20 protein-coding genes and 1 pseudogene are annotated in these 20,863 nt (G+C 38.2%); 3 read left to right on the top strand and 18 right to left on the bottom strand.

Annotation, left to right across the window (positions count from 1 at the left end; genetic code table 11):
- Positions 1–28: 28 nt before the first annotated feature.
- Together JOD28_RS01290 and JOD28_RS01285 are read right to left on the bottom strand one after the other, a co-directional pair.
- A pseudogene (locus tag JOD28_RS01290) lies at positions 29–268 on the bottom strand (MFS transporter); the annotation flags it as partial.
- Positions 269–377: 109 nt separating this feature from the next.
- Positions 378–1,322, bottom strand: a complete 945-nt coding sequence (locus JOD28_RS01285; protein WP_204769110.1) for a LacI family DNA-binding transcriptional regulator — start codon at positions 1,320–1,322, stop codon at positions 378–380.
- A 115-nt stretch (positions 1,323–1,437) separates the two neighbouring features.
- Between JOD28_RS01285 and JOD28_RS09840 the strand changes: the two genes are divergently transcribed.
- Positions 1,438–1,572, top strand: a complete 135-nt coding sequence (locus tag JOD28_RS09840) for a hypothetical protein (protein WP_010017395.1) — start codon at positions 1,438–1,440, stop codon at positions 1,570–1,572.
- A gap of 50 nt (positions 1,573–1,622) precedes the next feature.
- Here JOD28_RS09840 and JOD28_RS01280 read toward each other — a convergent pair whose 3' ends face one another.
- The 3 genes from JOD28_RS01280 to JOD28_RS01270 all read right to left on the bottom strand — a co-directional run bounded on the left by JOD28_RS01280 (position 1,623) and on the right by JOD28_RS01270 (position 4,215).
- The gene (locus tag JOD28_RS01280) at positions 1,623–2,225 is read right to left on the bottom strand and encodes a nitroreductase family protein (protein ID WP_204769288.1); all 603 of its coding nucleotides are present in this window, start codon (positions 2,223–2,225) and stop codon (positions 1,623–1,625) included.
- Positions 2,226–2,428: 203 nt separating this feature from the next.
- Positions 2,429–2,956 (bottom strand): GNAT family N-acetyltransferase, encoded by a 528-nt coding sequence (locus JOD28_RS01275; RefSeq protein WP_239531020.1) that lies wholly within the window; start codon positions 2,954–2,956, stop codon positions 2,429–2,431.
- A 125-nt stretch (positions 2,957–3,081) separates the two neighbouring features.
- Complete coding sequence (locus tag JOD28_RS01270) at positions 3,082–4,215, bottom strand: THUMP domain-containing class I SAM-dependent RNA methyltransferase (protein ID WP_204769109.1); 1,134 nt, start codon at positions 4,213–4,215, stop codon at positions 3,082–3,084.
- Positions 4,216–4,283: 68 nt separating this feature from the next.
- Between JOD28_RS01270 and JOD28_RS01265 the strand changes: the two genes are divergently transcribed.
- The gene (locus JOD28_RS01265; protein WP_204769108.1) at positions 4,284–4,568 is read left to right on the top strand and encodes a hypothetical protein; all 285 of its coding nucleotides are present in this window, start codon (positions 4,284–4,286) and stop codon (positions 4,566–4,568) included.
- Here JOD28_RS01265 and JOD28_RS01260 read toward each other — a convergent pair.
- The 5 genes from JOD28_RS01260 to JOD28_RS01240 form a co-directional block, all read right to left on the bottom strand.
- Positions 4,560–5,198 carry a DnaD domain-containing protein gene (locus tag JOD28_RS01260; protein ID WP_204769107.1) on the bottom strand — a complete coding sequence of 213 codons (639 nt, stop codon included), beginning with the start codon at positions 5,196–5,198 and terminating at the stop codon, positions 4,560–4,562. The two genes, JOD28_RS01265 and JOD28_RS01260, sit on opposite strands and share 9 nt — an antisense overlap.
- Positions 5,199–5,326: 128 nt before the next feature.
- Positions 5,327–6,634, bottom strand: coding sequence for an asparagine--tRNA ligase (gene asnS, locus JOD28_RS01255; RefSeq protein WP_204769106.1), 1,308 nt, complete (start codon positions 6,632–6,634; stop codon positions 5,327–5,329).
- Positions 6,635–6,712: 78 nt separating this feature from the next.
- Entirely contained in the window at positions 6,713–7,894 is a 1,182-nt protein-coding gene (locus JOD28_RS01250; RefSeq protein WP_204769105.1) for a pyridoxal phosphate-dependent aminotransferase, read from the bottom strand.
- 20 nt (positions 7,895–7,914) lie between these two features.
- A complete protein-coding gene (locus tag JOD28_RS01245) occupies positions 7,915–8,448 on the bottom strand; it encodes a cell wall elongation regulator TseB-like domain-containing protein (RefSeq protein WP_204769104.1) in 534 nt (177 codons plus the stop codon).
- A gap of 35 nt (positions 8,449–8,483) precedes the next feature.
- Positions 8,484–10,889 (bottom strand): exonuclease domain-containing protein, encoded by a 2,406-nt coding sequence (locus JOD28_RS01240; protein ID WP_204769103.1) that lies wholly within the window; start codon positions 10,887–10,889, stop codon positions 8,484–8,486.
- Positions 10,890–11,042: 153 nt separating this feature from the next.
- On the opposite strand from JOD28_RS01240, the gene mvk reads away from it, so the two are divergent.
- Positions 11,043–11,975: a mevalonate kinase gene (gene mvk, locus JOD28_RS01235; RefSeq protein WP_204769102.1), complete on the top strand. Its 933-nt coding sequence runs from the start codon at positions 11,043–11,045 to the stop codon at positions 11,973–11,975.
- Between the two features lie 59 nt (positions 11,976–12,034).
- Here mvk and JOD28_RS01230 read toward each other — a convergent pair whose 3' ends face one another.
- The 8 genes from JOD28_RS01230 to JOD28_RS01195 all read right to left on the bottom strand — a co-directional run bounded on the left by JOD28_RS01230 (position 12,035) and on the right by JOD28_RS01195 (position 20,769).
- Positions 12,035–13,015: a class A sortase gene (locus JOD28_RS01230; protein ID WP_204769101.1), complete on the bottom strand. Its 981-nt coding sequence runs from the start codon at positions 13,013–13,015 to the stop codon at positions 12,035–12,037.
- 91 nt (positions 13,016–13,106) lie between these two features.
- Positions 13,107–14,102: an aldo/keto reductase gene (locus JOD28_RS01225; RefSeq protein WP_204769100.1), complete on the bottom strand. Its 996-nt coding sequence runs from the start codon at positions 14,100–14,102 to the stop codon at positions 13,107–13,109.
- A gap of 2 nt (positions 14,103–14,104) precedes the next feature.
- Positions 14,105–14,998, bottom strand: a complete 894-nt coding sequence (locus JOD28_RS01220; protein WP_204769099.1) for a GDSL-type esterase/lipase family protein — start codon at positions 14,996–14,998, stop codon at positions 14,105–14,107.
- Positions 14,995–15,969 carry a ribose-phosphate diphosphokinase gene (locus tag JOD28_RS01215; protein ID WP_204769098.1) on the bottom strand — a complete coding sequence of 325 codons (975 nt, stop codon included), beginning with the start codon at positions 15,967–15,969 and terminating at the stop codon, positions 14,995–14,997. The genes JOD28_RS01220 and JOD28_RS01215 overlap by 4 nt, the downstream gene beginning before the upstream one ends.
- Before the next feature lie 47 nt (positions 15,970–16,016).
- Positions 16,017–18,404, bottom strand: a complete 2,388-nt coding sequence (gene recD2, locus JOD28_RS01210) for an SF1B family DNA helicase RecD2 (RefSeq protein WP_204769097.1) — start codon at positions 18,402–18,404, stop codon at positions 16,017–16,019.
- A 47-nt stretch (positions 18,405–18,451) separates the two neighbouring features.
- A complete protein-coding gene (locus tag JOD28_RS01205) occupies positions 18,452–19,105 on the bottom strand; it encodes a histidine phosphatase family protein (protein WP_204769096.1) in 654 nt (217 codons plus the stop codon).
- Positions 19,098–19,445, bottom strand: coding sequence for a cysteine desulfurase (locus JOD28_RS01200; protein WP_204769095.1), 348 nt, complete (start codon positions 19,443–19,445; stop codon positions 19,098–19,100). The genes JOD28_RS01205 and JOD28_RS01200 overlap by 8 nt, the downstream gene beginning before the upstream one ends.
- Before the next feature lie 205 nt (positions 19,446–19,650).
- The gene (locus JOD28_RS01195) at positions 19,651–20,769 is read right to left on the bottom strand and encodes a BMP family lipoprotein (RefSeq protein WP_204769094.1); all 1,119 of its coding nucleotides are present in this window, start codon (positions 20,767–20,769) and stop codon (positions 19,651–19,653) included.
- Between the last annotated feature and the right edge of the window lie 94 nt (positions 20,770–20,863).

The raw sequence follows: 20,863 nt of genomic DNA, 5'->3' as shown, positions 1-20,863 counted from the left end.
TAAGATACCAGAAACTAATATCATTGATGGAAAATGTGCGATCTGAGCAGTAACCCACAAGTGGTTGGACAAACAATCCTGGCAATGGTGGTAGGATAAAGAAAAATCCTAACTTAGTGAGATCAGCACCCAACGTCTGAAAAATTCGTCCCATTTGTGAACTTTGCAATGAAAACGCCATCTGCACGCCTAAAAATCCAAAACTCAACATCCAAATGGTTCTAAGTGGCAAGTTAGGCAAACCTTGACCTGTTGTTTTTTTAACCATAATCGTCTCCTTAAAACTAAATATTTTTATGTAAGCGTTTACATATTTTAGTATAGGATAACCTAGTAATAATTGAAATAGCTAACAGCATGTTAACGATAACATCTTTTTAAGCCCGTGTCGTATCACGACGTATTAAACTCGGCACGATGCGTTGCATTCCCAGTTCGCCATGTTCTAGTTGCAAAAACAAATGATCTACCAAAGATTGCGCAATTTGAGCAAACGGTTGACGAATTGTGGTTAATTGTGGTGATGAAATTTGGTCAATAAATACGCCATCAAATCCAACGACACCATACTGTTCAGGCACACCGTTTTGTTTATTCAAGGCTCGTACCACACCTAACGCAATGCGATCAGTCGCGCAAACCACACCAGTATTTTCAGATAATTGTGTCATAATATTGTCAATTAATTTTTCTGCTACATGTGAGTGATTATCTACATTATAAACTTTAGATACCCGTCTATTATTAGCCATTGTATCTAAATAACCCAGCTCCCGTTCATTTGAAAATGGCAAATCAACGGACATACCAATATAAATAATCTTTTGATAACCTGTTTGAATCAGGTGTTTTGTCGCTAATTTCACGCCATAGCGGTTATCAACGTCAACATACGCCATATCATGATCTATTGGCGATTCGCCATAAAGAACAACTGGTACACTTAATGCTTCTAACGCAATTATGTCCGATTGCCGCCAGCCACTGACAATAATACCATCAATGTTATCGTTGTCAGTGATTATCGTACTAATTTCTAATGTATACCCCTTTTGATTTAACACATCGGCGAGCTGTAGTAATAAAATAGCATAATTAGGTTCAACCGTGTCAATATCTTCCAAGACTAAAAATTGAATCACGTAGTTTTGATGATTCACTAATGCCTTAGCAATACGATTTGGCTGATAGCCAATTAAATCAATTGCTGCCATCACGGCTGTTTTCACTTCCACAGACACTTTTTCAGGATGATTAAGCACCCGACTAACCGTCATTTTGGACACATGTGCTTGACGTGCAACGTCTGCTAGGTTCACCATACACTTTCTCCTTATTTATTAGTTGCCTTCATTTTAACATGACCCATCTTTTTTTATTTAACCATTCACACATAAAATAGGGTATACTATTAAAGACACAAAAAAGGATGGAAAAATGGGACGTTATCAAATTGATTTTAAACAGAAGCAAGCCAATGCCAATTACAAGTCAGGTCAACAAACACAATTGACTAAGGCAGAGCAAGTGGCCGCTTTAAAAGCAAAGTTTACACAAACAAAAAACAAGTAAGTGACCTAAAAATTCAGGTTGCTTACTTGTTTTTTTAGCAATAAAGTCGCTTAGGCTTTAAGTAATTTAAAACGATCTTCATCAGCTACAAATGTTTTATCATCTGCTGGTGATTCAATTGAACCAAAAGGCATTTGTGCTCGTAAGCGCCATGATGACGGTACGTCAAAATTTTCCGCCACTGATTCATCAATTAGTGGGTTATAGTGTTGTAATGATGCACCAAGACCAGCTTCTGTCAAAGCTAACCATGTCGCATATTCAGCAATACCATGTCCTTGTTCTGACCAGTCATAAAAATTTTCAGCATATAACGGGATATTTTCCTCAAAAGATTTGACCACCGATGTATCTGTAAAAAATAAAATCGTGCCATATCCAGCTTTAAATGCACGATTGATCTTAGCTAGTGTGCTATTATATGTGGTCTCATCTGGTACTTCCAATTTTAAGCGATCTGCGGTCAACTGCCACAACTTTTCATGCGAGTCACCAGTTAATACGATTGTTCGAACAGTTTGGTTATTAAACGCCGTGGGTGAATTTTTAACGGCAGATTTCACAATGTCAAAAATTTCTTCTGGTGTTTGCGTCACTTTTTTACCCAAAACATAAGTTGTTCGACGTTGCTTTTGTAAATCTGTAAATGACATAAACATTTTTTGTGTGCTACCAACGACTTGATAGTGACGTCGCGTAATTGATGATGTGTTGATTATTTTAACGTCACAAGACATTATAAAAATAGTGTAACAACACGACACACAGTTCCTCCTTGTAAGTGTACTCAGCCATTAGCATAAGTTTATACACCTATCATACCAACTTACTTTTAATAAGTAAATAGCATATATTCTTAATTTAAGAATAACTGGTATGCCCAACGTACTTGCTTGGTATCACCTTCATCAATGTAAACAATACCTCGTTTTACAAAGCCATTCCCTTTTATAACAGCCTGCATTGGCATATTTTCAGGATGCGTATCAATTCTAAAATCGATGACATCCTTATCAAAAAAATAAGTTAAAATTGCTGTCATGAACCGCTGTGCCAATTTTTGTCCACGATAAAGATGAGATAATGCGAAACGATGAATAGCCACATAATCAGCTGATTGATTCAACCATTGCCCTGATTCAATTTTTGTATAAACCGGATCCTCACCCATTATGATTGCGACATAACCGGCAACTTGATTATCAACTATGAGCACATAACCATATTTCTTTTCTAAATCCCTCAAAATCGTCTCTTGATTTGGATAACCCAATTGCCATTGGTTAATTTCTTGTTGCTTAAGATAAAATCGTGCATTTTCAATGATAGTGTCGATTGCTGCTAAATCACTATTTTGCGCTTGACGCATATATACTGCTGACATACTCTTACTTGATTACGCCAAACGTAATCTCTCCCTTATCAAGATAATTTATTTTATCACATGCAACTACTCATTGAATAAGCAAAAGAAAGTTTTGATGCTATCATACACCACAACTTTCTTTTTTACTTCACACGCTTACCCCAATACTGGAAATAGTCCACACGCATGGCACCATTATAAAGTTTACGTCGCTTGGTAGCCTTTTCACCATAAGATGTTTCAAATTCTAAATCACTAGTCAAAATGTACTTACTCCAACTAGGTAACTGACGATACACATTGCCCATTTCAACATACAATTCTCTCGCCGCATCTAGTTCACCTAATCGCTCACCATAAGGTGGATTAGATACTAAGACACCATTAACTTTGTCGGTTGTCCAATCTTTTGCAGCTAACTGTTTGAACACAATGTCTTTCCCAAGACCTGCATGTTTAGCATTTTCAATCGCAATTTCTACCATATTTTCGTCAATATCAAATGCTTCAATGTCAAGCGTGCGATCATAATCAGCTTGCGCCTCTGCTTCATCTCGGACAGTATCAGACAGCATTTTATCAAACCAATCCATTTGCTCAATATCAAAATCTCTGATAAGCCCCGGCGCAATATTACGGCCGATTAAAGCCGCTTCAATGGCAAGTGTTCCTGATCCCGTCGTTGGATCAACAAATGGTCGATCCGGATGCCAATTGGTTAACAATACTAAGGCAGCAGCAAAGTTTTCCTTCAATGGCGCACCGCCTTTGTTCACGCGATAACCACGCTTAAACAAAGATGGTCCAGTTGTATCAAGCGTAACAATCACATGATCTTTTTCAAGCATCACTTCAAGCTGAGCAAAATAACCATTTTCTGGCAGACGTGTGTGAATATGATAAGCATCTTGTAACCGGCTAACAATTGCTTTTTTTGTAATTGCTTGTACATCTGGGACACTAAACAATTCAGATTTTTTAGAGCGACCGGCTACTGGAAATTCTGAATCATAGTTAAGATAAGTTTCCCAAGGCAAAGCCTTCACGCCTTCAAAAAGATCGTCAAAAGTAGTTGCCTCAAATTCACCAACAATAATTTTGATACGATCTGCAGTTCGTAACCACACGTTTGTATTCAAAATATCTTTTGCTGTACCGTCAAATCTTACACGATAATTTTCCACTTGATGTTCATAATTAAGACGTTCAAGTTCTTTACCGACTAAAGATTCAAGTCCGGCGGCAGCTGTTGCCATTAAATGATATGTTTTTTCCATTAGTTTTCCTTTATACTAGATTAAGTAAAACAATATTAATCTAGATTCTATACTGGTAAGGTGACACGATGAAATTAATTGATTTTGAAAATCTGACGCACTGTATGTCTCCAAAAAGTCTACTGTTCGAACAACAAGGTGAGTTGGTTTTGCCCATTGCACAAATATACTTTATACAGGATTCCCCAAATTTACGATTAGTTACGGGTCAAAAAGCTATGTCTTTAGTCCAATTAAGCACACGATTAAAAGATATGAGCGGTGAAACACAATTATTTTCATCAACTTTGCGACCCATATTTGGCTTTCATTTGAGATTAGATGAAGCAACACCACATATTATTTTAAAATAAATTATCATAAGTATACGTTACACCACGTCTTTTTTGTTTAGCGACCTGAGCTTGCGATGGCGTTTTAATCTGATCTCGTTGCCAGTTAACAAGTATTGTTTCAATATATCGCAAACTACGTGCATTGTTCGCAACAGCCTCCTGTATGGCCAATAATATTAAATCCGGTTCAAAATGATCTTGGTCAAACCAATGACCGATGGTCTGCATTTCCATTGGTGTTAATGGTCTGCCAAACTCAACTTCAATTGTTTGGAAAATCTCTCGACGCACTGATTTTCCATCAGATACAACAGAAACGGCAGACACTTGCTGTCCTTCCAATAATTTAGTTACCATCGGCGTAAAGTCATACGTTTCAACTTGTTTTGTTGTTGCTGATATAAGCATCAATTCCCGAGTAATCAAGCTTTTTAAGCGTGCAACAACAATGTTTTCAGTCACATGTAAAACTTGAGCTAAACTCTTAGGTGTCGCTGCATCGCCTCTGTTTTGGATACGCATCACTTGTAGATACAACACAAGGTCATCATTATCCATGCCAATTTCTTGATAATGTAATAGTAAATCATTACTAATACTTGATTGTCCAGCACCAATATATTGTTGTACTCGATTATCTAATACCATTGTTTATCACCCCATTAAATCGATACGTCGTCTGAAAAACGTCCAAGATAACTTGGACGTTTTTCTACCTAACCATAGTTTAGCATGTTTTCAAAATAAGCACCGATAAACGCAGAAATTGTTTTCAATTATGGTCGCAAACGATTGGTCATACGCGGAAATGGGATAGCTTCACGAATGTGTTCTTCACCTGTAACAAATGTGACCATACGTTCCAAACCAAGCCCAAACCCAGAGTGTGGTACAGAACCGAATCGGCGTAAGTCCAAATACCAATTATATTCTTCCAAGCTCAAGCCTTCTGCTTCAATACGTTGTTTTAGGTAGTCATAATCTGTGTCACGTTCCGATCCGCCAATAATTTCGCCATATCCCTCTGGCGCCAACAAATCGGCTGAGATGACAACATCTTGACGCGTCGGATGCCGTTTCATATAAAAGGCTTTAATTGCCTTTGGAAAATTAACAATGAATACAGGTTTTGCAAAATGATTAGCCAGAAATGTTTCTTCTGGTGATCCAAAATCAACACCCCATTCAACATCGAATCCATTATCTTGCAACAATTTAATGGCATCATCATAACTGACACGTGGGTACGGTAATTCTGTATATGAACGTAACAAGTCTTTGTCGCGCTCCAGGATATCGAATTCTTGATCATTATTTTCCAAAACTTTTGAAATCAAAAAGGAAATATAACGTTCTTGAACTTCTAAACTTTCCTCTTGATGCATGAATGCCATTTCAGGTTCGATCATCCAAAACTCAGTTAGATGGCGACGCGTTTTTGATTTTTCTGCACGAAATGTGGGCCCAAATGTAAAGACTTTCCCAAATGCCATAGCCCCAGCTTCAGCGTAAAGTTGACCCGTTTGTGATAAAAAGGCCGGTTCCCCAAAATAATCAGTTTCAAATAAATCGGTTGTCCCCTCGGGTGCTGAACCCGTGAGTAATGGCGAATCAAGTTTTGTGAATCCTTCACGATTAAAAAATTCATAAGTGGCTGCAATCAATGTATTGCGAATCTTTAATGTCGCAAACGGCTTTAAATGACGTAAATAGAGATGGCGTTCGTCGAATAAAAACTCTGTGCCGTGTTCTTTTGGTGTAATTGGATAATCATGGCTTTCGCCAATGATTTCAATATCTGAAACAGCCATTTCGTAACCAAAAGATGACCGTGTATCTTCATGAATTTCACCAGTAACATATAGACTCGTTTCCTGCTTCAAACCTTTAGCAAGATCAAAAAGTGCCTCTGAAACATCAGTTTTTGCAACTACTGCTTGAAAAAAAGCGGAACCATCACGTAACTGTAAAAAGGCTAATTTACCTGAGCCACGTTTTTGTCGGAGCCAAGCACCAATCTTCACTGTTTGGCCGACATAGTTTTTGACATCAATAATTTGAATTGTGGGAATTTCTTCTACCATGAATATGTTTGTTACATGTAGACACACTAAGTATTAAAATATCTTTAGGTGTACTACATACCTCTCCTATTTTTAAAATTAAGTATATTGTTCAAAAAAGACGGTCAACCGTCTAACAGCCTCATTCAATACTGTTTGGTCTTTTGCATATCCCATACGTAGATAACCAGGCATACCAAAGCCTTCACCTGAAGGCATTGCCACGTGGGCTTCCTCTAATATTTTCATAGATAACTCACTAGTATTTTTAACACCAGCAGCAACTAATACTTCAGGTGTCACCTTTGGAAATAAATAAAAAGCACCTTGCGGTTTAATTGCCACTTGCAAACCAGGGACCGTATTTAACAGATCATAAGTTGCATTTAATCTATCTTCGAATGCTAAACGCATCTCTTCGACAGAATCTTGGTCGCCGGTCAATGCGGCAAGCGCAGCGTACTGCGCTACAGCTGTCGGATTTGATGTCATATGGTCTAATAGCTTGTTCATTGCTGAAATAATATCAGAAGAAGCCAATGTCCAACCTATACGCCAACCAGTCATAGCATAAGCTTTTGACACACCATCAACAATAATCATACGACTATTTTCAAGTGCTTGTATTTGTAGCCCCGATGTAAATACAGCCCCATTATAAACTAGTTGACCATATATTTCGTCTAAAATGATATAAGCGCCATGCTGATTTGCCCAATCTAATATTGCCGTAACCTCATCGCGCGTATAAACTTGTCCGGTTGGGTTTGTCGGTGAATTAAGAATAACAAGCTTCACTTTTTGTGGCAAGGCATTCAAATCTGCGACTGTTAATTTCAATTCATCATTAGTTGGCTTAACAGTATGTAAAATCCCACCAGCTAACTTAATTTGTTCAACATAACTTACCCAGAGCGGTGCTGCAGCCACAACTGTATCCTCTGGGTTTACGAGCACTTGCATCAAAGCATATAATGACAACTTGGCACCCGTTGTGACTGTCACATTGCTTATAGCAATATCCGCATCAAATCGTTGCTTTACTTGGTCAATAATTGCTTGCTTGAGTGCTTTGATACCGCTCGTTGGTGTATAGAAGCTTGTCTGCTCAGCTTGAATAGCTGCAATAGCTGCTTGTGCAATGCGTTTTGGTGTTTGAAAGTTTGACTCTCCAACACCAAGATTAATCACATCAATGCCATTTGCTTGCATGTCCTTAGCTAGTTTGCTCATAGCTAATGTTGCTGCAGCTTCAACTGTTTTGGCGCGTTCTGAAATCATTTTTTCTCCTCAACACTAACTTAAAGTCCCTTAATCACGCGATAAGGATTACCTGTTTTAAAATCAAGTGTGACATAGTTTAATGTATTATCTTGTCCTTTGTAACTCACTTCCCAAACCAAAGCATGCTTGTATTCACTAATATTTGCTGAGTAGATCTTTTTAGGTTTATAAGTTGTTAAAATTAATTGACGTAACTTCTTATCTGACAAACCCTTACGCCGATCATAAGTTTTAACTTGATCTGACTTGCCACGAACAATAGCTACCTTTTGCTGCCCTGAAGCTGTTGTGCCAGTAATCGCATAAGTTGTTTTTTGCCTGTGATCAACACTAATTTGCTGAACCGTGGCGATGTCTGTCTTAGTTTTGACAAAACGCTGCAGACGCGATTCATCACGCCTCATCGGTGTCAAAGACACATAAAAATAGCAAATCGTTAAAGCAGCCAGCACAATACCGATACCGGCAGCAATGAACCAAACTCTTGACCAATGGACACGATTTTGTTTGCGGCGCTGTCGGATTCGAATATCATCTTTAAATTGCATCATACTTTTTCCCCCAGCAAACGTCTATTACTAGTATATCAAATATCTTTTAAAATTTGGCTATACTGTGTCACCAAATTTTTTTTGACATCAAAATGAGGTAATAATTGAATTTGAGATTTAAAATGATTACGTTGCATTGCATTTAACTGTGTAATCAGTAGTGTTGAATTATGACGCTGCATCTGCGTTAATACTAAAGCTAAGCGCGAAACAGGTTGCCAAACAATACGTTCTGGCACGATAACAATGGTTGGTAATTCTTGATCGCGCAACCACATCGTACGCAATATCTTAGGTGTCACCATAATGATATTTTCTTGACCAACATGACTTTGTCGTTGAATTTTTTCTAGAGAACCTGTTATTCCTTCAGCAACAAGACTGTACGAAGTAACCATCGTATGCTTAGTTTTTTGATACCAGTGGTTCACACGATCAAGGTCTGGCAAAATAATTAAAATTTCACCAACATGCTTTTGCGTCAGTGCTTGTAAATGTATCAAAGGTGAACTTTTCTGCAACTGTACAACTCGAACGGGACTGCTTTGGTTACGAATAAATTCCCGCTCAACGGTGATTCCTTTAGGCGTATCACCCAAAAAATCACTCACATGATTATCAAGATATTCACTGACAACGAGTAATTTATGAATATGCGCAATAAAATGTTTTTGATAAGTTTGCTGTGCAAGAATATCAAAAGTAACTGTCATTTGAGGCTGTTCATTAATATTCTGCAATTCATAGTGGCTCACTACTTCAGTTTGTTGCAGCAAACGTCTAATCTTAATTAATTGTTCCGTCACTTGGCGCCATTCACTAGGAATAAGTGTGCCACTTAATCTGACAACTTCAGCTAGCTGGTGAAGCAAAGTTAACAGTCGCTCAACTTTTTTTAATGTTGATATATTTGCATTGGCTAACCGATAAACTTGCTTGATTAATTTTAGTGTCTCTGCAGTACTTTGTCTAATAAACAAGCGTTGTTTGTGGGTTAACCCAGGAATTTCTTGGTGCATCAGAGTCTTTACTGTATTTTGAAATTGCGTTAAATTTAATTCAACATGAAAATAATTTTGTAAATCTGACACAAATTGGCTTGGTGTTTCCATCACAACAACTGGCCACTGCGTTAAGTTTCTGGTTGTCAATAGTTCACTATATTGATTAAAATACGAATTAAAATTCATAATCAACACATCTGCATGATCAGCGTTAGCCTTCGCGCGTTTAAAAAACATGCTATTGGCATCACCTTGAATGTCAGATATACTATCGGTATGGTTCACGCCAACCTGTATTTCATGAAGCAACCCTGTTTCCGTTTGTGTCAACCAGACTAATACACGTGCTTTGAAAAACTGTTTTTGTGTTGTATCTGTGGTATCGTTCAATTTAGCCATAAAGCGATCCACATCAATATATTCAGCCGCATCATATAAAATTGCTGTATTTAATTTAATATCCAATAATTTGGCCAGCTTGTGTGACAAGGTGAATTGCTGTTTTTGCAGACTTTCATCATTTGTTAATAAAAGTGTTGGTTGCGACTTTATATCTAACAGTAACGGGACTAAGTAACCCAGTGTCTTACCAATTCTTGGTGCTGTTAAAACAGTTAAAACACCATCACTACGTTTGGCAATAAACACATTAACACGATTCATTAAATTATTTTGCGCATCATTTGCAGTCAGCCAACGGCCAAATAATTTCCTTTTATCCTCAGGTGTTGCAGGATAGTTAGGTATTTTTTGGTTTTTAGGACTGGACTGGACTGACGGTTTAGTCAGGGCAACCTTATCCACAATATCTAAATTATGGCCTTGATTTTTAGTTTTGACCAACTTTAGAAAATCTTGTGTCTGTCTAAGTAATGGCCACGCACCATACTGTAATTGCTGTAAGACCACACGTGGTAGCTGTGCTGCCTTTTGCCACAATTTTAGGAACAGTAACGCCGTAGCATGGGCGTCAGCATTGGCACGATGGGCATTGTTTAAGGTAATATCCAGATAGGTCGTCAAATCTAATAAACGATATCCTGGTGCCGTTGGTAATAATATTTGAGCCAGTTGTACCGTATCAATAGCAGATGAGGTCAGTTCCGGGAAACCCGTTCGCATAAATTCATCATTCAAATAAGGATAATCAAAATTAACATTATGTGCAATAATAACAGCATCTTTTAATAAGTTTTGTAAAAGTGGTGCGATTTCTTCAAAATAGGGTGCGTTTTTGACCTCTTTTTGAGAAATATGAGTTAATTGTTGGATATTACGGGCGATTAATTGTCCAGGATTCACAAAAGATTCAAAATGATCAACAATTTTACGTTGCTTGATAAAGGTCATGCCGATCTGAATGATGCGACCGCCTTTAGCGACACTCTGCCCCGTCGTTTCCAAATCAACAACTACAAAGGTTTCGTTGGCGTTCATAAAAAACACCTTTCTATAATTTATTGGCGAATGACGTTGTTAACTTTGCTTTAACATATAAGCTCACAACAAACTTAACAACGTCATTCCCTTATTATTTTACACTATTTGCTACTATGCGGTACAATAGTATAGGATATTCGGAGAAAAAATATGATTAGTCAAATGATTGGCGTTGGTATTGCCCATGCTAAAGTAATTTTAATTGGTGAGCATGCTGTTGTCTATGGCCAACCGGCTATTGCTATTCCGCTTACTAACCTAACTGTCACGACAACCATTCGGCCTGCTTTTAGATCACAGACAATTGAAAGCAGCACCTTTCACGGCGCTTTAGATGAACTCGGTGCTAATGTCGAAGGTCTACGCCAATTGATTTTACGTTTGCTCACAAAATTCAAATTGCAAGATACACCGTTTACAATAACAATTGATACAAATATTCCACAAGAGCGTGGATTTGGTGCATCAGCTGCTTTTGCAACATCGATTACGAAAGCTTTTTTCGATTACATTAAAGCGCCTCTAGAGGCTACTGAATTAAAATACTTCACTGACATCGAGGAAAGTATTTCCCATGGATCAGCCTCTGGTCTTGATGCAGCAACTGTTGGTTCAAACGATCCTATTTGGTTTATCAAACATAAGCAATTAGCCCCGTTCACCATGTCCCTAACCGGCACTTTGGTGGTTGCTGATACTGGTATTCATGGGCAAACTATGCATGCAGTTAATATTGTCAAAAGTCAGTTAGACACAGACTACGAACTGACATGGCAAAAAATAGTGCATCTTGGACAAATTACCAATAAAGTTCGCCTTGATTTAACTCAAAACAATCCAATGCATGCAGGCTTATTATTCACCGCTGCACATCATGAATTACAATCATTAGGTGTCTCGCATCCCAAGCTAGATAATCTCGTAAATGCAGCTATTCATGCGGGCGCACTTGGTGCTAAATTAACAGGTGCTGGTATTGGTGGGGCAATGTTTGCTTTAGCCAAAAACAATGATGACGCGATTACGATTGCTAACGCTTTGACCAAGGCGGGTGCCCAAAACACTTGGATTCAACCGTTATAAAAGACAGCTAAAAACCCATTAATGGCAATTGACTTTGTCATTAATGGGTTTTTAGCTGTCTACTTTGTTCCGCCTTTGTCACCGTTAGCACCCTCTTCAACACCAGGGTTCCACCAATTAGCTCGTGCATTAGTATCGCGTATTTTCAAGTTAAATTCACTCACATACTTAGCCGGAGCTTGCGACCAGGTATAAATTTTGTGTAATTTAGCATGTGTAATAATTCGATACTCTGTTGATGGAAATAGGCAACTAATAATTGTAAGTTGCGCATTTTTTTGTGGATTTAATATTGAAATTTGCGTTAATGGCACGGTTGTTTGACCAGAAATAACATACTGGTAAATACCCTGTTGGTTAGCTAATAAAACTGTTTGTCCATTTAACCAAGAAGAACCCTTTAAACGACCCTGACTCAAATAAGGGCTATCGTGATTAGCTGACTCTTGTAAGGCACTAAATCCTGTATGTCCATCGTTAAAATTATGACCCGCTAGGCCATAGTTACCTTGACCCATAATCGGCTTTTGTTGACCTTCAGGGTCGACTTCAGAACGGTTAGCATAATCAGCACCCGCATTTAATCCCTTATCAGAGTAAGCATCGTTATAAATTGGTAATAAAATATTCTGGCTTGGAATCGAAACAAATCCCTGTTTTTCTAAGCCTTTAGCAGCATGACGCATCACCATTTTAGCAATTGTACGGCGTGAAGTGTTATCTTGTCGACTGTTTTTGTTCGCTTTTGTTCGTTGATACTTTTGCGTATGATTCAATACGGTATCCTTCACGTTAGCGATATTATTCTGATACAAATAAACCCCAACCAGTGCCAGTATTGTTACAACACACGAAACAATCGTTGCATTATAAAATGCAACGGACTTTTTCCCCCGCCTTGATTTAATAATTAATTCACCAAGGCTGTAAATCATAAACGTGACACAAAATAAGGTAGCTAAATATAGAAATTGTTCACCATTTTGTGACGGTATCTTGCCTTGACTAGACAGTGCTACTGAAAATATAAATGGCAACATGTCATATTCCTATTCTTGTCTGCGATGCGCTTAGTTGTATTTTAAACACACCTTGTTCCTTAATGACAAATTGTTAGATTAATAATTTTGCTTATTGTTTATCTAAAATAGCATTAATGCGTGCTAATTCAGTTTCAGTGAAAGTCATCTGCTCTGAAAATGATAGGTTGTCTATCAAGTGCTCTATCTTACTAGCGCCAATGACAACACTAGCAACGCGCTGATCTTTCAGTAACCAGGCCAGTGCCATTTGCGATAACTTTTGGCCACGTTCATTAGCAATTTGATTCAAATTGTTCAATTTTGCAAGTAATGTATCTTTGCCATTTTTAAATAAAAATTCGTTTGTACGATGAATCGGATAATCGTCAGGTATATTATCTAAATAGCGGTCAGTTAGTAGGCCTTCCGCTAAAGGACCATAAGCAACCAAGCCAGCATGATGCTTATCCAGAACATCAAGTAGACCATCTGACTCAGCTGATCTGTTTAACATGTTATATGATACTTGGTTACCAACAAAGGGCGTCCCTAAGTCATTGAAGATCTCAGCAATGGCTGCTGTCTGAGCAGCAGTATAATTTGATACCCCAACATACAAAGCTTTACCTTGCCTAACAATGAGATCCAAAGCACGAGCTGTTTCTTCTAGACGTGTATTAGGATCCCAGCGATGCGCATAGAAAATATCAACATAGTCAAGTCCCATGCGTTGTAAACTCAAATCTAATGCAGCTGTTAAAGTTTTCTTCCCTGAAAACTCGCCCAATGGTCCTGGCCACATATGATATCCTGCTTTAGTTGTAATAATTAATTCATCACGATAAGGTTTTAAATCACTGCGGTATACTTGACCAAACGTTTCCTCTGCTGTACCATTACTTGGTCCGTAATTAGACGCATTATCAAAACTAAAAATACCACTATCGAATGCTTTTAGAATCACTTTTTTAGAATTTTCAAGAGGCATCTGATCGCCTAAGTTACGCCATAAGCCAAAAGATACTGCTGGTAAAATTAATCCCGAATCGCTTACACGACGGTAAGGTAATTTTTCATAACGCTGTTCATCTGCTTTATAAACCATAATTAAAGTCCTCTCAAAATATGCTCTGCAATTTGTTTGTGTTCGCTACTTAATGGATGTATTCTATCTTTAGAAATTTGCCAATCGTTTGTTAGCATAATGTTGAAATTATTAAATCGCTTGACTTCATTTTGGTAAACCGATTGAAATGCACCATTAAATGGTAACATCAAGATTATTTTAGCAGAATGAAACCGTTTTATCAATTCTAATAGGTAGATACGCAAACCAAAAGCAAACGATTCAGCTGTGGCACCATAATTAAAATCATTCGTCCCATAATTTACAATCACCAAGTCTGTCACAACACGTGGCCGTTCAACATTTTCAGCCACTTGCCATAAGGCCTCAATAGCTGTAGGCTCTTGAAATGGTGCATTTGCCGTCAAGCCGGTACCACCATAGGCTATCCGATTTAGTGGTTTACCAAGCCAATCAGACACTAATTGCGGATAACTCAACTCAGGATGGTTCCCGTCTTCAGCCATGCTTTCACCTGCCGTAATAGAATCACCGACAAATGTGACAAAGGGTTCATGATGTATAACTGGTGTAACCTTACCGTCATCAATGCACATAGTTGTCAACTTCACTGGGTTCTGCCAGAATATCAAACTACTAGCTTGGCTATCACGTAACACAACCCGAACACGTGCTGTGTTAACTGGTATTTGAAAAGTAATCTGTTGCTCATTAACCAGAACCTTACGCCACGGTTCATCATTGATTTGAACAACAAACGATAGCTGATCAACAACACCTGTCAATTGAAATTGTATTTTTTTGACACCATTTGTATTAAATGCAATACTGGCACCAAATTGCGTTGTCACAAACGCGTGACTATCTGTTCCCCATTCAGCTGATAGTAGCGGCCGCATATCAACAGTTTTCATAACATCACATCCCTATTATCTGGACTCTTCATAATATCTTCAATACTTTCAAAAGCATTCACACGCCTAATTGTTTCAGAAAATGTCTCTGCTACAGATATTTGTATTAATTTACTAAACTGCTTTTCTTTTGGCACCTCAATTGTATTAGTTACCAAAACTTGTTTGATTGCCGACTGATCTAATTTTGCTACAGCATTATCAGAAAGAACGGCATGCGGTGCGGCTGCATAGATCTCTGTGACCCCAGCAGCTGACAAAGCTTGACTGGCCAAAACCATACTCGTCCCAGTGTCGATAATATCATCCACTAAAACGGCACGTTTTCCTGCAACATTACCCGTAACAGCATAGGTGCCATTTGACAAAACACCATCCACACGACGATCAACCACTGCCCATTCAGCACGTAATAATTCAGCAAATTTACGTGCTCGACTAACACTTGAATGATCAGGTGCTACGACAACTAAATCATCGCCAAGTAAGTCATTTTCATAAAAATAGTGACCTAAAGCTGGCATTGAAATGAGATGATCAACTGGAATATCAAAAAATCCTTGCACTTGATCCGCATGAAGATCCATCGTTATCACGCGTTTAACACCTTGTGATTCTAACATATTAGCAATCATGCGTGCAGAAATCGGTTCACGAGAACGAGCCTTGCGATCAGCTCTTGCATAGCCAAAATATGGGATCACGATGTTTATTGTATTTGCTGATGCACGGCGGGCCGCATCAATAAATATCATAAGTTTCATAAAATTATCATTAACTGGATCTGAAATACCTTGAATGACATACAGATCACGTCCGCGTACTGTTTGTTCGATTCGTTCATATATTTCATTATCAGCAAATTGGCGTGTATCCACTGCAGATAAATCTGTTCCTAACAATGTCGCAATTTCGATGCCCAACTTTGGATTACTGCCAAGGCTAAATATTTGATATTCCGGGGTCGTCATGAGTTACACTCCATTTTATTTTCTCACTTTATTATAACAGGCAATGTTTAATTTGGCATAAAATCGTATGGTGTGACGCCATTTAAACCAATTAACGGTGAAATATCATCTGATTGAATCATTTCAATTGTTAAGTGATTTTCAGCTACTTTATGCATGGCATTTGGTTTGTCAATACTGTCTTGTGATGGCGCTAACTCTTGATTTTGTAGCCGTTCCTTTAATCTTGTTAAACGTGTCGGCACGGGTGTTTGTGCAGCATGAAGAAACGCTTCATATTCGCCAACTAAAATCAAGGCCTCTTTAGCTCGTGTGATACCAGTGTATAATAAGTTGCGATTAAGCATCAATCCAAATCTTGTAGTTAAGGCCATAATAACGACTTTAAATTCATTGCCTTGCGCTTTGTGAACCGTCGTAGCATAAGCCAAAGTCAATTGATTCAGGTCCTTTTTGGGATAACTAATCTCTTTACCATCAAAATCTACAATTAGGCGGTCTTCATGATCATCATTGCTCTTATCATTTTTATATTGCACTGCAATGATTTTTCCCATATCACCATTAAAAACATCCCGTTCACTATCATTTTCTAATTGTAATATTTTATCACCCTTTCGAAAAATAGTCGTGCCAAATTGGAGTGATTTTTGAGCCGGTTTAGCTGGGTTAAAGAGTTCTTGAGCCATTGTATTAAGTGCATTAACACCTGATGTTGTCTTATAAATAGGCGTCAATATTTGTAGATCATCCTGCGTGTACCCTTTTTTTACGGCTGCTTGAACGACTTGTTTAATCGCTTGATCAGCCTGATCATGTGACACCATAAAGGTTGATCGGTCTTGCTGGTTTTTCATGAAGTCGTTTGGTAATTCACCATTTTTAATATGTTGAGCCAATGTTGTAATACTACTTCCCTTGCCTTGACGATAAATAGTATCAAGCTCAATATGCGTTATTTTACCACTAGCCACAAGGTCAGCTAGAACATTTCCCGGGCCAACTGAAGGCAGTTGGTCTGAATCACCAACAATCATGAGTTTCATGCCGTTTGGGATAGCAGCTAGTAACTTAGCTGTTAATTCAATATCAAGCATCGAAGCTTCATCAATGATCAATAAGCCGCCCGCGATGGGATTATCGGCGTTGAATTCTGGTTCATCTAAATCTGATATCCCGAGTAAACGGTGAATAGTAGTTGCATCATAGCCTGTTACTTCCGTCATACGTTTAGCTGCGCGCCCTGTTGGCGATGCCATCTTTACTGCGTAAGACTTCAAAAAGTCTGTTGTATTATCAGCATACTTAGCTTGCGCTTGCAACAGCTTGTGCCAAGTCGCAACAACAGCACGTACAATTGTCGTCTTCCCAGTACCCGGCCCACCAGTCAATAAAAAGACTTGCGCATTTAGTCCAGCTTTAACTGCAGCAATCTGCGTATCATCTAATACGAGTTGACCTGGCGTAATAAATGCCGCATTAATAGCTTGCTCTGATAATTCAAACGGTAACTTAGCATCTAACAAACGCTTCAAATCGTTAGCCGTTTGCATTTCTGCATGATACAATGTGGCGGCATAGAGGCGCTGATCCTCTTCTACTAAAATGTTGTCTGCCAACAAACGCTCAATTGCCTGTGATGCGACGACTTCGGCATTTGAATCCCGAATTAGCTTGACACTTGATTGTATCAATTGCTGACGCGTAAGATAAGTATAACCATACTGATAACTCATTGTTATTATTGTGGCATACACAGCGGCCTGCACACGTCGTTCATCTGTACGATCAACACCAATTTTTTGACCAATCACATCTGCCATTTTAAATGACATACCATCAAATTCAAATACAAGACGATAGGGATCTTGGCTCAAAATATTCTCTGCTTCAGCACCATACTGATCATATAGACGGCCTGCCATATCTGCACCCATGCCAAATTGGCTACCAACTTGAAATAATCGCTCTAATCCTAGATTTAATTGTAGACTTCGCATTAATTTTTTGGCCGTGGTTTCTTTGACAATGCCATCCAACACATGTACATCGTCTAAAATGAGATTAACAGCATTCAAACCCAGATGTTCAACAATTTTGGTTGCCGTTTTTTTACCAATACCAGAAAATTGGCCACTCGTAAAATACTTAATTAAACCATTTTTGTCAGGTGGTAACTCATTTTCATAACGTGTGACTTTAAATTGTTGCCCATACTTTGGATGCCGAACAACCGAACCATAAAAGGCATAAACACTGCCCTCCTGTACATCGGCAAATGTACCCGTTGTAATAATTTCCGGTTCATCCCAATTTTCAAGCGTTGAGTCATCGATTTGAACCGATAATATTTTAAAATAAGAATCCGACGATGCAAAGATAACATTTTGTAAGGTGCCAGTGATTTTTTCTAATTGTTGTTCTTGATATGCCATTTATGATTGTTTCCAAGTATTTAATGGAAAAAAGCAATTCAGACCGTTTAAATAGTCATTGACTGTCGTTGCTTTTTGTCCAAATAAGTTGTGTTATTCCAGTCTTCAACTATGAAATGTTGACCATCTGTCGTTGACAAAATAGTTGTTGAGGTATTACTCAAACCACCACGTTCTCTGATACTTTGCCGTGGTTGGTCAAGCAAACCATTAATACCGAATGATAAAGCTAATCCATGGGAAACAATTAAGATGTTATCATCTGGATATTGCTGAGCTATATTTTTAATGAATCGTCCAAACCGTTCGGCAGCCTTAGTATATCCTTCACCATGAAATTCTTGGCCTTCAAATTTGTCTAAATCTTCTCGAAAATTATGATAGGCTTCGGGATACTTCGCTTGTACGTTAGCCATTAATTCGCCTTCCCAATCACCCAAACCGACTTCAGCGATATTTGATCGTAGAGAAAGCCGCCCATGATAATTTAAAGATCGAGCAATATTAACAGCTGTTGTTCGCGCACGTCTAAGCGGTGAAGCATATATATGTGTAAAAGTGACTTGTTTTAAAAAACCACCCACCTTTTTCATATCAGAATAACTTGATGGTAATAAATTGGAATCACCTTGTCCACCCTGAAAACGACGTTCAAGATTCCATTCAGTCTGCCCATGCCTTACGAAATAAAACTTAGTCATATGTTACCTTTTCCAGCACGCCTCGTGCTAACAATTCATCGATAAAAAAATGATATAATCTCACCATGTCATCAGCATGATTATTTTTGAAAATATCAACACGTACAACATCTCCGGCAGACACTGTACTTAATTTAAACCCTGTGAGATCTTGGTTCACTGAAATTTTTAATTGAATTGAATTTGCCAACGATTTTTCTGGCTCCAGCGCGCGATGTAGAATATAAACCCCAGCATTGTTTGTAACAAATCCTAAGTCGCCTAGTGTGTACTTTTTAATCTGATTACTAATTTTATAGGTAGCATCCCCTGCTACTGTTACTTTTTGATTGAAAGCCATTTGCTATGATGCATCAGATGAAGTTTGTTAAATGATTACAGCTTAAATACTCGTCTGCAATTAACTTTCCTAATGCATTTCCTCCTAGAACATAAACTGTTCTTATTATAACAAAAAAAACACCCCATTCGGGACGTTTCTAATTATAATCTATTAAATGCCGTTTTTAAACGACGTTAGCATGCCTTAACAAATCACAACTTATTTAGAATTTTTGATCAAATTGTGATCCCTTTGGATGATTTGGCACTTTGATTTTACCATCAATAATGGCTTTTTGCGCCTTCTCAACAGCGGTCTTTTCTGTTGCCGTTAATTCTGAATCTGTTAAATACACACCGTTTTCCTTTAACCCATAGGCAATTGTTTGACCACCCGGGAATGACTTGTCTTTATTGTAGGTGTCAGCAATATTTTTGACCCCATCACCAACCGATGTGATTGAAGAAGCCAATGTTGATGTTTCTTTTTTACCGTCTTTAGACGTGTATACACCATCTGACTTTTGATCACGATCAACACCAACAATATATAAACGATCTTTCGAGTCAGCTGTTAATTTTGAATTTTCAGCCTTGGCCTCAGAAAACGCCCCATTACCAACAAAACCTGCAGCAGCAAAGATTGTTTTAATACCCGAAGCGTACATTGTTGCGGTAATTGTCTTCCCTTTAGCTGAGTCAGTGAAAGAATTAGCATATTGCTTTTCAATCGTGATTTCTGGATCAGTTGCTTTAACACCAGCCTCAAATCCCGCATCAAAAGCATCAATAATATTCCCATGAATACCACCGATGAATCCAAGCTTTTTTTCGCCATTTGCCTTAGCTTTAGTGGCAGCAGCGACACCAGCTAAATATGATGATTGCTCTGAACGAAACATCACTGACGCAACATTTTTACGATTTGTGACAATATCATCGACCAAAACAAATTTCTGTTTTGGATTTAACTTTGCAGACTTTGCAATTGATTGATTCAATGAATAGCCAATACCATACACAATGGTATACTTGTTATTTTTTGTTGCTAAGTTAAAATTTTGATCAAGGTCTGAATGATCAGTTGCGGTGAAGTAAGTAACCGGTGCATTTTGGCCCGCCTTTAGTTGGTTATTTTTAGCGTAGTGCTTGGCACCTTCCCATGCTGATTGATTAAATGAATGATCATCAACACCACCAACATCTAAAACAAGTCCTAATTTTGCTTTATTCCCTGCATCTGTTGTCGTACGCGTTTTTTGATGTGATGTGGCCGCATAAATGCCACCACCAACGACTACAATAGCCGCAATGGCGGCAATAATTTTTGTTGATTGATTCATGGTGATTAGTTCTCCCTTTTGAGGTATGCAGTTGCACAGCACCGACCTCTTTGATTTGACAATACCAACATATCATTGTTACGTTCAAACAATT

It is taken from the genome of Leuconostoc rapi (assembly GCF_016908715.1).
Classification (GTDB): domain Bacteria; phylum Bacillota; class Bacilli; order Lactobacillales; family Lactobacillaceae; genus Leuconostoc; species Leuconostoc rapi.
The sequence above is the reverse complement of the archived record's forward strand: the minus strand, read 5'-3'. Positions and strand labels throughout refer to the sequence as shown.

Coding starts and splice junctions, on each gene's coding strand:
- JOD28_RS01225 (WP_204769100.1), bottom strand. CDS start 14,102: ATGGTTTATAAAGCAGATGAACAGCGTTATGAAAAATTACCTTACCGT.
- JOD28_RS01275 (WP_239531020.1), bottom strand. CDS start 2,956: ATGTCAGCAGTATATATGCGTCAAGCGCAAAATAGTGATTTAGCAGCA.
- JOD28_RS01285 (WP_204769110.1), bottom strand. CDS start 1,322: ATGGTGAACCTAGCAGACGTTGCACGTCAAGCACATGTGTCCAAAATG.
- JOD28_RS01195 (WP_204769094.1), bottom strand. CDS start 20,769: ATGAATCAATCAACAAAAATTATTGCCGCCATTGCGGCTATTGTAGTC.
- JOD28_RS09840 (WP_010017395.1), top strand. CDS start 1,438: ATGGGACGTTATCAAATTGATTTTAAACAGAAGCAAGCCAATGCCAAT.
- JOD28_RS01265 (WP_204769108.1), top strand. CDS start 4,284: ATGAAATTAATTGATTTTGAAAATCTGACGCACTGTATGTCTCCAAAA.
- JOD28_RS01270 (WP_204769109.1), bottom strand. CDS start 4,215: ATGGAAAAAACATATCATTTAATGGCAACAGCTGCCGCCGGACTTGAA.
- mvk (WP_204769102.1), top strand. CDS start 11,043: ATGATTAGTCAAATGATTGGCGTTGGTATTGCCCATGCTAAAGTAATT.
- JOD28_RS01220 (WP_204769099.1), bottom strand. CDS start 14,998: ATGAAAACTGTTGATATGCGGCCGCTACTATCAGCTGAATGGGGAACA.
- JOD28_RS01200 (WP_204769095.1), bottom strand. CDS start 19,445: ATGGCTTTCAATCAAAAAGTAACAGTAGCAGGGGATGCTACCTATAAA.
- recD2 (WP_204769097.1), bottom strand. CDS start 18,404: ATGGCATATCAAGAACAACAATTAGAAAAAATCACTGGCACCTTACAA.
- JOD28_RS01260 (WP_204769107.1), bottom strand. CDS start 5,198: ATGGTATTAGATAATCGAGTACAACAATATATTGGTGCTGGACAATCA.
- JOD28_RS01230 (WP_204769101.1), bottom strand. CDS start 13,015: ATGTTGCCATTTATATTTTCAGTAGCACTGTCTAGTCAAGGCAAGATA.
- JOD28_RS01240 (WP_204769103.1), bottom strand. CDS start 10,889: ATGAACGCCAACGAAACCTTTGTAGTTGTTGATTTGGAAACGACGGGG.
- JOD28_RS01245 (WP_204769104.1), bottom strand. CDS start 8,448: ATGATGCAATTTAAAGATGATATTCGAATCCGACAGCGCCGCAAACAA.
- JOD28_RS01280 (WP_204769288.1), bottom strand. CDS start 2,225: ATGTCATTTACAGATTTACAAAAGCAACGTCGAACAACTTATGTTTTG.
- asnS (WP_204769106.1), bottom strand. CDS start 6,634: ATGGTAGAAGAAATTCCCACAATTCAAATTATTGATGTCAAAAACTAT.
- JOD28_RS01205 (WP_204769096.1), bottom strand. CDS start 19,105: ATGACTAAGTTTTATTTCGTAAGGCATGGGCAGACTGAATGGAATCTT.
- JOD28_RS01215 (WP_204769098.1), bottom strand. CDS start 15,969: ATGACGACCCCGGAATATCAAATATTTAGCCTTGGCAGTAATCCAAAG.
- JOD28_RS01250 (WP_204769105.1), bottom strand. CDS start 7,894: ATGATTTCAGAACGCGCCAAAACAGTTGAAGCTGCAGCAACATTAGCT.